A 13,332-nucleotide genomic window follows, 5' to 3' on the forward strand; every position below is an offset into this window, starting at 1 on the left:
ATAAAGAAGTAAGCCAAATTGCATCATCTCTTTTCTTTTAGGGATAGTTGTTTTGATGGTCTAGAGGGATACTTGAATGTCCCGCTGTCGCCCTTTGGGGTAGGCAGGAATCCCCCGGCTTTAGACGTGGGGAGGTTCAAAAGAGAAAATGAAAAGAAGTTCTCCTTAAAAACGCACCCCGTGAATAACGTCCGCACCGTATCAGATACCAAGCGAGCCTTCTATACCATTCACACCCGTCCGATTAACTCGATTTATCGGCGGGTCGTCGAAGAATTGATGGTGGAAATGCACTTGCTGTCGGTGAATGTGGATTTTAATTATGACCCCATTTATGCCCTCGGAGTCGTAACCACCTTTGACCGATTTATGCAAGGATATCGACCCGAAAATGATAAAATCTCGATTTTTCATGGCATCTGCAAGGGGGTAGAATCTGATCCCCAGAAGTATCGACAAGATGCCCAATGGTTAGAGGAAATTGCCACTCGCCATTCTGGAGGGGAGATGGTGGCGCTACTGAGTCGTTCCGCAGGGCCAGAAATGGAAGGAGATTTCCAAGGCATCCTCGGGGCGATCGCCGCTAAACCCAATTTCAAGTACAGTCGCTTATTTGCCGTGGGTTTGTTTACCCTCCTCGAACAAGCTGACTTAGAACTGGTGAAAAATGAAAAGTCCCGTCAAGATGCAGTTCAGAGCATCTGTACGGCGCTGAATTTACCTCCAGATAAACTCTCTAAAGACCTAGACCTCTACCGAAGCAATTTAGAGAAAATGATTCAGGCCCGCAGTGTCATGGAAGATATTTTAGCGGCAGACCGCAAAAAACGGGAAGACCGGGCGAAGGAGAAAGGGGCCGCGACTGTACCTCCTGATTCTGCGGAGTAAGAAATAACGGCCCTGGCCCCGCACCCTCAAGGGTGGGGCTATACTAACAAAGCCCGCCTGCGCGGGCTAGTTTTACAGTTTTAAATTTTAATAAATAGGACAAGAAACCGGGTTTCTCGCCCAAATTGGTTGCGAATTGCTCAAGAGTTTTGATAGCAACCCGGGTTGTCTGTTCTCTGCTGTGCCGATTAAGCCGCAACAGGCGTTTTTGTTGTTGCGGATCGGTTACTGGTCCACGGGATGCTGTCCGTAAAATGGCAGGGCCTCGGAACTGAGGGGACGTTTCCCCTGTTGCCATTCCAGATGGGCGAGTTCTAGAAGACTGGAGACGGTAGACCCTAAATTTTCTGGGACTTGGATGAGTTGATAGGGACTCGAACAAGTGGCGAGGGTCTGTTCCCATTGTTGTGGGGTCAGGACGGTATCGGGAAGCAGGGGAATCACTGCGGTGGGTGTGATTTGATAAATGGCGGTGAATAGGTGACCCCGTTGGGCGGGCATTTGCAGGGCGATCGCCCTCGGTTGGTTGTCAGTGTGATGGCGTGTTTGGGACCAGGCGACGGCAGCTAAACTCGAAATCGCAAATAAGGGAATCGAGAGTTGCTGGGCGAGAATCCGGGCAGTGACGACCCCAATCCGGGTCCCGGTAAAGCTACCCGGTCCTTTGGCAACGGCAATAAAGGCGAAATCCTGCCAAGTCTGAGGGGAGATAAACTCGGACAGATAGGAGTGCAGGTGGGTGGCAAGCGATCGCCCGATATCCCAAGTTTGGCAGCGGTTGGTTTCGGCAAAATTGCTCAAAGCTAGACCGAGTTCGGGACTGCTGGTATGAAAGGCGATCGCGTAGGGGTGAGAGTCCAATGGCACAATCAGAAAACAAGTGAAGATAATCTCCCTACAGTACAGCATTTTTAACAAAAACTGGGTTATCGGATCACCTGAATCACAAGGCCAATAGTCAGCTTTCCCCAAGCTCGATCTGCCGTCAAAACTGGGCAATTCGTCTGTATTCCCAAGGCTAAACAGGCACGATCTCCCAGAGATAACCCGAGATGTTTGGTGACCGGTCGTAAGTATCCCGCTAAAGCCCCTTGCGCTTCATCGAAGGGAATCACCTGCAATTTTAACTCGGCTAAAATTTCCTGAATTTCTTCTTCAGGGATTCCTCGGTCTGTTAATTTGGCAACAACTTCACTCAAATTGACGGCGCTAATCCGGGCTTTTGGTAATAGATTGGCTACCAGAGTATGTCCAGGTTCTTGGTTAATTAGCGCCAGCGGTGCCGAAGCATCTAAAACAACATTACTCACGGTTGGCCTCGGCGCGGCGTTCAGCGATTAACTCGTCTACCAGAGATTCTCCTTCCGGCACATACTGGCGAATCTTGTTCTGTATTTTTTTCAGAGATGATTGGAAACTGGCCGTTGTTTCTGATTCTATTTCAGGAGATATAGTGGATTTTAAACCCTGATTTGAATTTGATAATAGCACAATCACTTGTACTTCTGTCCCCTCGGGACATTCGGGTACTATTAACTCAATTTTGCCTCCTGTTCCGACTTTAACGGTCTGTTGTAATGCTCTTAGCATGGGTTTCTCCTGATTAGTTCTAATGAATTCAAAATGTAAAATTAAGTATGAAATGAAGAGAACAAGAAACCCGGGTTTCTCGCCCAATTTTGGATAACTATAGCTTGTTCTAAATGATTTATGGCCTCTCCGGCTCCCCTCTCCTTGTAGGAGAGGGGTTGGGGGAGAGGTCTGATTCCACAACTGATAAAGTCCAAGCTATAGCAGAGATTTGGTTAAAAAACCGGGTTGTCTTCCCTCTACTGTCAACGCCTTCCCTTCAATGCCATTCCCAAATCTTAATCGTGCCATCATCGCCGCCTGTGGCGAGGGTTTGTCCATCGGGACTGAAGGCGACTGCACAAGTGGCGCGGGTGTGACCCGGGAGGGTGCGGATTTCTCGGCCTGTTTTGACTTGCCATAATTTTATGGTGTTGTCGCGACTGCAACTGGCGAGGGTTTGTCCATCGGGACTAAAGGCGATGGAATAGACCCAATGGGTATGACCGAAAAGGGTGCAAATATGCCGTCCGGTTTGGACTTGCCAGAGGTTGATGGTTTGGTCAAAGCTGCTGCTGGCGAGGATTTGGCCGTCGGGACTGAAGGCGATCGCACAGACTTGTTCCCCATGTCCGGTGAGGGTATAGAGTTCTCTTCCGGTTTCTCGATGCCAGAGTTTGATGGTTTTGTCACTGCTGCCACTGGCAATGAGTTGGTTATTGGGACTAAATGCCACTGCCATTGCATAACCCTGATGTCCGACGAGGGTTCTAACTTGCTGTTTTTTGGCGATATCAATCAGTTTGATGGTTTTATCTCCACTGCCACCGGCGATAAATTCTCCGTCGGGACTGATGGCGATCGCATAAATTTCGCTGTCTCCGGGGAAACTATAGAGTTCGCTTTCCCCAAGGCGTTGCCAGAGTTTGATGGTGTAGTCCCAACTGCCACTGACAAGAATTGGCGATCGCGGACTATATGCCACTGCCGACACCCAATGACTGTGACCCTTGAGGGTGTACAATTTTCGTCCTGTATCCCTCACCCACAATTTAATCGTTTTATCCTTACTGGCGCTGGCAATTTGTCGTCCTGTGGGACTAAACGCGAGGGACAAAACCCAACTGCGATGAGCTTGAATGGTATAAACACATTCAAAAAATCGATAAGGATTAAACTTTTTTAAAGCGGCGATCGCATTCGGTTCAGTCCGATGTTTCAGCAACAAAAAGGCCGATCGCCGCACAGTCTCACAGTCATCTTTTAACGCCGTAATCACTAACTCTAAACCCGCCTGACCGTAATTTAATGCCTCTTTCAACGCCAAAACTTTAACCGGAATATCCACCACCGCCAAGCGGGTTTGAATCCCTGTCAGTCCCCCCAATACTGCCGCACCCGGTGGCGGCGAATGGTGACCCCCCATTACGGCATCATAATATTTCGGTCCATCAAAGTTCATTGGCATAGTATTTGCTGATTCAAATTTGAATCAATTTTCCTCAATTTTTAATTAAAATTTCCCAGGCTTGCCATAACATTGAAGCTCGTTCAGCATCTCGTTCTGGCATCAGTTTTCTAGCTTGTTCCAAGGTGGTTTGGGCTTCCTTATGATTGCCAGTTTGCTTAATTGCCATGCTCATTAATAACCAGATTAACGGTTGATTGGGTTGAAATTGTAATGCTTTTAAATAGCTGGAAATTGCCTCTTCATAGCGGCGGAGTTTATAGAGCATAATCCCTTGGTCGCGCCATGCGTCCCAGCGGTCTGGCTTGAGTTCTAGGGTTTTTTCATAGCCGGATAATGCTTCGGCATGGTTGCCCATTTCGGCATAGAGGCGGGCTTTTTTGTACCAAGCATCGGCATTATTGGGTTTGAGAGCGATCGCCTGGTCATAGGAGGCGATCGCCGCGTCAAATTTGCCAAAATTCTCCAAAATTGTCCCTTTAATCATTTGCGGGGTCGCCCCCATTAATCGCGAGACAATAGAGGGATTATTTGGGGGTTGGGGTGGTGAATTCCCCCTGACTCCCGGAGACGATTTGGGTTTTTGAGTGGTTCGATGAGTCACCGGAGGTAACCAATCTAAATCCGTCAAAACTTCCGTTGCTGAATGATAGCGCTGATTGAGATTCGCTTCTAATAATCGGTCTAAAACCTTGGCAAATTCCAGAGTAACGGGAGACAAGAGATAATCCCGCCAATGCCAAACCCCTTCCTTCACATCAAACAAACTAAAGGGTTCAGTTGCCGTTAGTAATTGTACACAACTCACCCCCAAACAATACAAATCACTGGCTGGAACTGCTTGACCTAAAAATTGCTCTGGGGCGACATATCCAGCGGTCCCAATCACCGTCCCGGTCCGTCCCAATGCAGTGGCAGTGGCAAATTTAGCCGCCCCAAAATCGACTAATACAAGTTGACCCGACTGAAACTGATTTTGTTGAGTTTTCCCTTCAGGGTTCGCCTCTGAAAGCTCAGTTATAGTAGCGCGACGAATAATATTTTCAGGTTTAATATCCCGGTGAATGACTTGTTTTTCATGGACAAATTCTAAAACCGGCAATAAATCAAATAGCACCTCTCGAACTTTAAATTCTGAGAGTGCGCCCTCAGTTTCCAACTCTTGGGCTAAGGTTTGTCCGTCGATAAATTCTTGGACTAAATATTGATAACTATCGGCATCAAAATGAGCGAATAAGGCAGGAATTTGGGGATGGGTTCCTAAATCATCTAACCGAACCGCTTCTTTCTGAAACAGTAGCGCTGCTTTTTGAGCATTTTGGGGCGTTTGGAATTGGGGAAAAAACTGCTTGATGACGCAGGGGGGTTTTGAGGGTTTGTACTCGTCGATCGCCAGGAAAGTTCGACCAAACCCACCCTGTCCAATAGATTTAAGCGCACGATAGCGATCGCCCAGTAGCAGCTTTGCACCGCAATTATGGCAAAAGTTATAGCCTGCCGGGTTTTGAGGCTTTTGACAGTCGGGATTTAAACAATAGCTCATTATGGACAAGCCAGCATGGGGATAACTTAATAGTAATCGGTTGGCCGCAGAATGCCTGGAAAGCCCTCACTCAGGCGATAATCCCCTGACAAACCTTGACGATTGATTGACTGGGACTTTACGCACCCTATTTAGGCTTAGACCGGGGGGAAGTCCCTAACGTTAATTATCTCGGCGGTTTAGTAATAATGATGACATCAGAGACTACTGTGTAACATTCTCTATTCCAATTAAAATTTAAGCCTCGTCCAGGGGAGGCAGATATGTTATCCAAAAAATTCCCTATCCCAGAGTTAAGAAGTGGATGAGCACGTTTCAATTTCCACGAGGCAAAGAAATCGTCTAAGTCGATGAGAATAAGAAACAACCGATTTGAAGCATCAAATCTCCGAACTCCTTGATTCTCATATAGCCAGGTAATCAAGCGATCGGGGTTGATTTGGGTATGCTCAATCAGTTGACGCCGGAAATAAATCAGTTCTCTTATCAAATTTTGAGAAGTCGCTGAAGGATGATCCCTGGCCTTCTTCCACAAGTCAGAAAGCAATAAACTCTCAGATAGCTCTTGGCTAAATCTGATATCAAACTCACGCGCCCATTGTTTGAGCAGGGTCAGTTCTGAGCGTTCATTCGCTAAACGACGGCAGTCCTTAATATAACCTTCAGGAAAATAAGTAACTTTCAAATCAAAGGGAATATCCCTAATGAAAAAATCTATTTTTTTAATTAATCCAACGGCTGGTAAGACTGCTGGATGGTCTCTAAAAATATCCTCAATTATAATCGAGGTCCAATGATTATACCACGAACATAAAACGTAACCTCGCATACTATGATGAAGCTCATTTTCTATACTTGCTGATAAGTTATCGTAGTTACTGATTTTTTTTTACATAGTTGTTGACGATGGTTTTTTCCAGGCTATTTTGATGAAGCCCACCCCAGTCATACAAATCTAATCGATAGAGTTGATTGACCAGTTCCGGTTCTTCTGTCTGGCGCTTTTGTCTCTCTAGGGTATAAAAATGTCGAATCGTAGAATCGATGACTCTTTCCGTGATGGACTCTGTTTCAAATGCTTCTTTAAGTAAACCCTGTACTGAAGTTGATTCAGGAGTCACAGCTACATAATCGAATAAAGCCTCTAGGTATTCACGGCGGGATAAAGAACGCAACTTCAGAAACCGGAGACCGAGAGGAGATTGCGATAAGTCCTTGATTTTGTCAGATTTAAACCAAGATTGTGCCGTCTGAAAATCCATAATTTTACTTTTTCATTCGTCCCTGAATGTATCGGACCAACCTAGAATATTTTTGAGGTTAGCAACTTTACTTAAATCAGAATTTGATTTTCCAAAAATTAAAGCAATATCATGTTTTAATCCGCCTTTTCTAGTATCCTGGACAACGGAGCCTGCGGAATAGTTACAGGGAAACTGTCCCAGATATTGTAAACCCGCTGAAGTTTCGGAACCGTCAAGAAATGGCTGGATAAATCCCCACCGGTCCTGTTGCCTAGAGTTATACAGTAGGACTAGGAAAGCATCGTCTCGCATGACAGTGGAGCATTTTGCCAAGAAATCTATCATCGTACATTTATAAAGATTCGGGGTTTTCCTCCGTTCCTTAGCATTAGAAATAATAATTTCTGATTCAAAAATCGGCTCTATTCCTAAAATACTATTCCATAATTCGCTTAACTCTAAGTAGGGGATGCGATCGCTATGAGGGGGATCAGTCAAAATCAGATTAACTGATTTTTTAGGTATTTTTTCAATTTCATTTTGACAAGGCCCATACAGGATGCAACAGTCTGAATGGTTCTGATAAAATTGTTCTAGGGAGTCACAGATATTCGTTTTTTGTAGGGGGTCATCTTCAGAGATGGCCTTGAGCAGTTTAGAAACTCGTCTTTCAAAACAATTCCAAACATTAACCTCAAAATGTAATTCGGGTCGCCAATATCCAATCACCCAGCTTCCCACCTCAACCTTTTCAGAGATATTTCCCTTGTTTTTTCCTCTATTGGTAACCGCAAAAACCATTTTGCTCATCTGTCCAGATGCAGCGGTTAGACATAAATAAATTGCCCTTTGAGAGTCCGGAGGAAGGGTTTTAATTTGAGTGATAAGCAAGTCGATATTGTACTGGGCACGACCTGTCATCAAATCGGCAATTGATAAGGTCGGACTGGCATTAATTCTTCCATTAGAAAAAAAGCGAATGTTGCGAATGTGTTGGCTAGTATATGGGTTAAATTTTTGGGCAAGCTCTATATCCTGTGCCGTTGGGGATAATTCCAACCGGGAATTTTTAGGTCCGCCCCGTAACCAGACTTGATGTAATCTATCTTTGTCCCAAAGATAATGTGACGCAATGCGACCATCTTGTAATTGATAGGTTTCGTTAATGGATTTTTTTAAAGTTTTCTCCAAAGTTTTAAAGGCATTAATAATTGCAAAATAATCCGGTGGGGAAACAAGTAAATTCGTTAATTCAATCGCAACTGGATTAATATCAAATCCAATAAACCGACGACTACGAAGTAGGGATTCCCGCGCAGATGTCCCTGAACCCACAAAAGGGTCTAAAATAATATCACCCTCTTGAGTTAACTGCTCAATGATTAAAGCCAGGGGTTCCCAGGGTTTTTTACCCCAGTATTTATGAAATCCATATAAACCCGAATATCCCTTGGGTCGAGCAACTTTTTGAGGGGAAATATCTTGAAAATTTTGGTCAAATTCAAAAGTAAGTTGTTTGGGCATTTTGGAGGTTTAATTAAAGAGCTTGTTCGGGGGCTATCCTAAAGTTTTTATCGCTGACAAAATCAATAAACTGAGGCATAGTCAGTTGATTGATTTTGTCAGTTAATCCTTACTCGCGTTGCCAAATCATCACGGTTTTATCCCTGCTGCCACTGACTAAGGTTTTGCCGTCGGCAGTGATGGCAATGCCGGTGACTCCGCTACTATGACCCTTGAGGGTTCTGATCAGTTCTCCTGTGTCGCGATGCCACAGTTTAATGGTTTTATCGGTACTGGTACTGATTAAGGTTTCGCTGTCGGGGGAGAAGGCAACAGATGCGATCGCCCCTCCATGTCCCGTAAAAGTGCGAATTTCTTCCCCCGAGTTCACCTGCCATAGTTTTAGGGTCATGTCGGTACTGCCACTGGCGAGGAGTTGTCCATCCCGACTGAAGGCGATCGCATTCACGGCATCGTTATGAGTTTTGAAAATACAAATTTCCTGTCCCGTTTGTAACTGCCAGAGTTTAATCATCCCATCATCTGAGGCAGTGGCGAGAATGCGATCGTCGGGACTCATTGCTAAAGCACGAATCATCCCGCTATGAGCATTAAATCGGCGTAGTTCTTCCCCAGTTTCTCGATGCCAGAAAGCGACTGACCCTCGGGTATCACTGGCGATGATTTGTTGGCCGTTATTGAGGAAAATTACGGCATAAACCCCCTCAGAATTGCGGGTAAATCGATGGAGTTGACGACCCTCAGCGATATCCCACACCTCCACCGCTTCCCCAACTCCAGCAGCGATCGCCCCACCATCGGGACTGAAGGCGATCGCATTCACCGAGGCAAACCAGTCCTCCCCATTAAAAGTGCGGATTTCACTGCCTTCAGAAATTCCCCACAGTTTCAAAGTATTATCCCCGTCCCCGGCAGCAATTTTCTGGCTGTCGGGATGAATCGCTACACAATTAATGACATCTCGATGTCCAGTAATCGTGCGAATACAGCGCCAATTTTGATTGGGAAATCGGTCAGAATCGGGAACAGTTTCAGAGGCATCTGAGGGAGTTTTTTCCCCCCGCCATTTGCCGACGAATCCTTGCCAATCCCCCAACACTTCGCCGATGGAGGATTCGATTCCCCCCATTGCTTTGGTGAAGGATTCGGGTTTGGTAAAGGGTTTGATGGACAATTTCGGGAGGAATGGTTTATCTACAGTTTCTGGAGTAGACTCCGGTTTCTCCTCCGATGGTGCAATCTCTTCGTCCCATTCGTCCAATTCATCCTCGGTAGTTGGGGGAGGTGGCGGTGGGGGTTTGACGTTGAAGGTTTCTTTGCGATATTCCGAGGGGACCCGAGGCGGTTTGCTGGGGTTTTCTGGGGTGGGGGGATTGGCAAAGGATTGATTGGCGTTGCTGTCGTCAGCAGGCGGTGAGGATTTGGTTTGGAGTTCCGGGAGGGGAGAGGGAATGGCGCGGGATGCGGTTTCTAGGCGTTCCAAACGTTGGGCGATCGCCTCTATCGCGGTATTCACTGACGCGATCGCCTCTTGGTTTTGGTGGTTTAAAGTCGTTTGAATTTCATAGAGTTCAGGCGCTGTAGGCGGTTCGTTGAGTGCTTCTAACTGTTGCAGGCGATCAGAGATTTCCTCAAATTTCGGAGAATTGGACAGGGATTGAATTGCTTCTTGGAGTGCAGCAGCATTAGGGGTTGAGGAGTTTTCTTCCTGGGAGGAGGCGAGGGCGATCGCATTTGAGGTTAATTCCAGTTGATTCAGGCGATCGCTGAGGGTTGCCAGGGTTTCGGCAGTGGGTAAGGTGGCGAGGGATTGATAAATTTGCCCGACTGCCTTTTCTGTTTGTTCCCACAAGGATTTTGTAAACGCTTCGATTTGGCGTTCGGTTTCTTGATTGACTTGTGCCGTAGCGGTTTCCAGTTGTTCGAGGCGATCGGCTAAAGGTTTGAGATTGGGGAAAGGGGGAAGGGATTCCAATGCTTGATGGATGCGGGCGATCGCCGTTTCATTTTCCTGGCGCAATGAGTCTTTTAACTCCAATTTCTGCGCTTCGATGCGATCGCGCTGTTGTTCCAGTTGGGATTCCAAAGCGTTAATCCGGGCGATCATCGGGTCCAGATTGGGAACTTCGGGGATAGCGGGGAAACTCTCCTCGACTTGGGCGATCGCCTCGAACAGTTCATCCCGTAAGGATTCTTGTAATTCGGTGATCCGTTCTTCGGTTTGCGAGTTTGCCTGTTGCTTGCTGGATTCCAGGCGATCGAACCGTTGGTTTAGGGGTTGGAGGGAGTCATAAACTTGGGCGATCGCCGCTTCGCTACGCTGCTGGTTGAGTTGATACAGTCGCTGCCGATTCACCAGATTCAGACTCACCGACACCGTTAACGGGACCGCAGCATAGAGGACTTGTTGAGTCCCAGCAACGGCGATCGTGCCCAGCACAGAACCGGCAAGGGCCACAGATTCAGTAATTTCGAGCCAGTGGGGTTTGGTCATGGTTTTCACAACAGGTGAACAAGCAATCAATAGTCTGACAAAAGTCTCACGCCCCTCTTAGCATGGGATGGGGGGTCTCTTTGGAGTTTTTCCAGAGGTCTAAATTAAATCGAGGCAGAGACTCACTGCGGGAATTTACCCGAATGTAGTCCTGACCCTTCGATTTCTTTTCTCTATAGTAAGGCTTCTGAAGGCAATCCGATGGGTAAGGGTTTGTTGCGGTGCTGTTATGGTCTCAGCGCAAGGAAATTCATTGTCGATTGAGTGACCGTGAGTAATAGAGACTTTTTTTACAGGCTTTTTCCACCTAATCAACATAGGGAAGATCATCAATTAGCTGGCAATCAATAACTACCAACTCCATTTAAATCCTCCAAGGGTCTTGACATTATTAAAGGTAAATGTGAAAATTTAATTGTTATCAAAAAACCCCCTAAATTATGGAAGGAGAACAACTTTCTCTCTGGCCTGGATTAGAAACAATAATTTCTAAAAAAATAGAGAAAAAACCAAAGCTACGACGATATGAGCGGATTCAGCGGGAACTGGAATTGAGTGAAACTGATCCCTACAAATTTTTTGTAGAAGTAGAATCCGGTAGCAAAGCTGATACTCCATATCTATTTATGGATCTGTTTTGTGGTGCGGGAGGAATGACTCAAGGTTTATTCCAAGCTGGCTTTAATCCGATCGCTAGTGTAGAAGTAAACCCGATTGCTTCTGCAACTTACCAAAGAAACTTTCCCAATTGCAATCATTTTTGTGGAGAAATCGAACAATTTTCTCCCGATGTAGTTCTCAATAAACTTAATTCCTCTCCAGTACATTTAATCGTTGGAGGGCCGCCCTGTCAAGGGTTTTCCGTAGCAGGGAAACGTAACCCCAATGATCCTCGGAATCGTTTGTTTCAGGAATTTGTAAAAGTGGTTTCTAAGGTACGCCCCTGGTATGTTGTCATAGAAAATGTCCCAGGAATTCTGACGCTCCAGAAAGGAGCTATCAAACAAGCAATTTGTGAAGCACTTGAGGCAATCGGTTATTCTCATGTATCGATCGCCATTCTGGAATCGGCTGATTACGGAGTTCCGCAAATTCGCCCCCGTGCTATTTTCATTGCCAACCGATTTGGAATCCCAAACCCTTATCCAAAGCCTCAATTAACCTCCGAACAATACAAACCCATCGAGTCAGCAATTTCTGATTTACCCGAATATACCCGAATTCCTGAAATTAACCATGAGTGGACTCGCCATTCCTCTGAATATATGGAACGAATTGCAAAAGTTGCTCCGGGTGGGTCATTATATGAAAGTTATGTTGATGCGTTTAAACGGCAATATCCGGGTAAACCAAGCATGACCATTAAAGAAAATCATGGGGGCACTCACATCCATCCCCACCTCAACCGTGTCATTTCAGCCCGAGAAATGGCAAGATTGCAAAGCTTTCCCGATTCATTTATTTTTGAAGGGTCTATGAAAAAAGCAATGTGGCAAATCGGGAATGCTGTTCCACCTCGTTTAGCTGAGTGTATTGGCTACGCACTGATTCCCTCTTTAAACAACATAAAAAATTCAGACTTATATTAACGTCTTGCTACAGGCTAATCAACCTGAGCTATTTGTTGATTGAGGCGATCGCGCCGGGACTCGAACAACAACCTTAGTATCGGCAGCAGGATGGTGCCTTCAAAACTGAACCAAAATTTGAGATGCCTATAAAGAACAAACTTGAATCTACTCTTGTTGGTGTTGCTGGAGAGTATCTTGTTGCTGGTGAACTTAGTTTGCGGGGTTTTATCGCATCTCTAACCCTTCGCAATAGCAGAGGCATAGATATTATTGCCAGTAATTCAGACGGTACAAAATCAATCAGTATTCAAGTAAAAACTAACAGCAAAGGTGATAACAAATGGATTCTCAGTCAAGAATCAGAAACATTCCAGTCTGATAATCATTTTTACATATTTGTTGCTTTAAAAAACCTGGGTGAGCGGGGTAATTTCTTTATTGTTCCAAGCCTGGTTGTAGCAGAATATATAGCGACAAATCATAGCGAATGGCTAAAGGGTACAAAAAGTGATGGTACACCCAGAAAAGACTCTGCTATTCGTAACTTCAGAGATTTAGAAAATCAATATTTGGAAGCATGGCATTTAATCAATATTGAGCTGCTATAGCGCTTCTTCTCCTAGTGCGAGATGCCCTCACCCCAAACCCTTGAGAGTGCAGGGTCCTAACCCGAAGAAGTCCGCCATAGCTTAATCGTGCCATCGTGAGATCCACTGGCTAAGGTGGTGCTATCGGGACTATATGCCAAGGAACTGACTGTCATGGAATGTCCAGACAGGGTGGTGACGGGTTCTATGGGATCTAAAGTCCAGAGTTTGATGGTGGTGTCGGGACTGGCGGTGGCAAAGGTTTTACCGTTGGGACTAATGGCGATCGCAGATCCGGGTAAAACATGGGGACAAAGGGTCTCTCGCAATTCGGGATAATTGCCGGTTGTCGTGGGGAGGGTCCAAATTTTTAAGGTGCGGTCCCAACTACAACTGATTAAGGTTTTGCCATCTGGACCGATCGCCAAGGCATGAATGGCACCA

13 protein-coding genes are annotated in these 13,332 nt (G+C 45.8%); 3 read left to right on the plus strand and 10 right to left on the minus strand.

Features of this window, described 5'->3' with window-relative positions:
* The first annotated feature begins 180 nt into the window (after window positions 1-180).
* Window positions 181-888 (plus strand): photosystem II biogenesis protein Psp29, encoded by a 708-nt coding sequence (psb29, locus tag J0895_RS01910; RefSeq protein WP_207086457.1) that lies wholly within the window; start codon window positions 181-183, stop codon window positions 886-888.
* 225 nt (window positions 889-1,113) lie between these two features.
* Here psb29 and tsaB read toward each other — a convergent pair whose 3' ends face one another.
* The 9 genes from tsaB to J0895_RS01955 all read right to left on the minus strand — a co-directional run bounded on the left by tsaB (window position 1,114) and on the right by J0895_RS01955 (window position 10,730).
* Entirely contained in the window at window positions 1,114-1,797 is a 684-nt protein-coding gene (gene tsaB / locus J0895_RS01915) for a tRNA (adenosine(37)-N6)-threonylcarbamoyltransferase complex dimerization subunit type 1 TsaB (RefSeq protein ID WP_207086458.1), read from the minus strand.
* A 17-nt stretch (window positions 1,798-1,814) separates the two neighbouring features.
* Window positions 1,815-2,198: a PIN domain-containing protein gene (locus J0895_RS01920; RefSeq protein WP_207086459.1), complete on the minus strand. Its 384-nt coding sequence runs from the start codon at window positions 2,196-2,198 to the stop codon at window positions 1,815-1,817.
* Window positions 2,191-2,478: a hypothetical protein gene (locus J0895_RS01925; RefSeq protein ID WP_207086460.1), complete on the minus strand. Its 288-nt coding sequence runs from the start codon at window positions 2,476-2,478 to the stop codon at window positions 2,191-2,193. Before J0895_RS01925 ends, J0895_RS01920 begins: the two co-directional genes overlap by 8 nt.
* A gap of 259 nt (window positions 2,479-2,737) precedes the next feature.
* Complete coding sequence (locus J0895_RS01930) at window positions 2,738-3,925, minus strand: WD40 repeat domain-containing protein (RefSeq protein ID WP_207086461.1); 1,188 nt, start codon at window positions 3,923-3,925, stop codon at window positions 2,738-2,740.
* Between the two features lie 34 nt (window positions 3,926-3,959).
* The gene (locus J0895_RS01935) at window positions 3,960-5,468 is read right to left on the minus strand and encodes a protein kinase domain-containing protein (RefSeq protein ID WP_207086462.1); all 1,509 of its coding nucleotides are present in this window, start codon (window positions 5,466-5,468) and stop codon (window positions 3,960-3,962) included.
* Window positions 5,469-5,634: 166 nt separating this feature from the next.
* The gene (locus J0895_RS01940; RefSeq protein ID WP_207086463.1) at window positions 5,635-6,297 is read right to left on the minus strand and encodes a hypothetical protein; all 663 of its coding nucleotides are present in this window, start codon (window positions 6,295-6,297) and stop codon (window positions 5,635-5,637) included.
* A 46-nt stretch (window positions 6,298-6,343) separates the two neighbouring features.
* Complete coding sequence (locus tag J0895_RS01945) at window positions 6,344-6,730, minus strand: hypothetical protein (protein ID WP_207086464.1); 387 nt, start codon at window positions 6,728-6,730, stop codon at window positions 6,344-6,346.
* A gap of 12 nt (window positions 6,731-6,742) precedes the next feature.
* Entirely contained in the window at window positions 6,743-8,236 is a 1,494-nt protein-coding gene (locus tag J0895_RS01950) for a DNA methyltransferase (protein ID WP_207086465.1), read from the minus strand.
* 109 nt (window positions 8,237-8,345) lie between these two features.
* Window positions 8,346-10,730, minus strand: coding sequence for a WD40 repeat domain-containing protein (locus tag J0895_RS01955; protein ID WP_207086466.1), 2,385 nt, complete (start codon window positions 10,728-10,730; stop codon window positions 8,346-8,348).
* 440 nt (window positions 10,731-11,170) lie between these two features.
* On the opposite strand from J0895_RS01955, the gene J0895_RS01960 reads away from it, so the two are divergent.
* Window positions 11,171-12,319 carry a DNA cytosine methyltransferase gene (locus tag J0895_RS01960; RefSeq protein WP_207086467.1) on the plus strand — a complete coding sequence of 383 codons (1,149 nt, stop codon included), beginning with the start codon at window positions 11,171-11,173 and terminating at the stop codon, window positions 12,317-12,319.
* A 122-nt stretch (window positions 12,320-12,441) separates the two neighbouring features.
* Window positions 12,442-12,909, plus strand: coding sequence for a hypothetical protein (locus J0895_RS01965; protein WP_207086468.1), 468 nt, complete (start codon window positions 12,442-12,444; stop codon window positions 12,907-12,909).
* A gap of 56 nt (window positions 12,910-12,965) precedes the next feature.
* Here J0895_RS01965 and J0895_RS01970 read toward each other — a convergent pair.
* Window positions 12,966-13,332 (minus strand): WD40 repeat domain-containing protein (locus tag J0895_RS01970; protein ID WP_422894300.1); only part of this gene is annotated, 367 nt, incomplete at its 5' end.

Origin of the sequence: Phormidium pseudopriestleyi FRX01, from assembly GCF_017313335.1 — a bacterium.
In the GTDB taxonomy this organism is placed as follows: domain Bacteria; phylum Cyanobacteriota; class Cyanobacteriia; order Cyanobacteriales; family Laspinemataceae; genus Laspinema; species Laspinema pseudopriestleyi.

Coding starts and splice junctions, on each gene's coding strand:
- tsaB (WP_207086458.1), bottom strand. CDS start 1,797: ATGCTGTACTGTAGGGAGATTATCTTCACTTGTTTTCTGATTGTGCCA.
- J0895_RS01925 (WP_207086460.1), bottom strand. CDS start 2,478: ATGCTAAGAGCATTACAACAGACCGTTAAAGTCGGAACAGGAGGCAAA.
- J0895_RS01930 (WP_207086461.1), bottom strand. CDS start 3,925: ATGCCAATGAACTTTGATGGACCGAAATATTATGATGCCGTAATGGGG.
- J0895_RS01935 (WP_207086462.1), bottom strand. CDS start 5,468: ATGAGCTATTGTTTAAATCCCGACTGTCAAAAGCCTCAAAACCCGGCA.
- J0895_RS01940 (WP_207086463.1), bottom strand. CDS start 6,297: ATGCGAGGTTACGTTTTATGTTCGTGGTATAATCATTGGACCTCGATT.
- J0895_RS01945 (WP_207086464.1), bottom strand. CDS start 6,730: ATGGATTTTCAGACGGCACAATCTTGGTTTAAATCTGACAAAATCAAG.
- J0895_RS01950 (WP_207086465.1), bottom strand. CDS start 8,236: ATGCCCAAACAACTTACTTTTGAATTTGACCAAAATTTTCAAGATATT.
- J0895_RS01955 (WP_207086466.1), bottom strand. CDS start 10,730: ATGACCAAACCCCACTGGCTCGAAATTACTGAATCTGTGGCCCTTGCC.
- J0895_RS01960 (WP_207086467.1), top strand. CDS start 11,171: ATGGAAGGAGAACAACTTTCTCTCTGGCCTGGATTAGAAACAATAATT.
- J0895_RS01965 (WP_207086468.1), top strand. CDS start 12,442: ATGCCTATAAAGAACAAACTTGAATCTACTCTTGTTGGTGTTGCTGGA.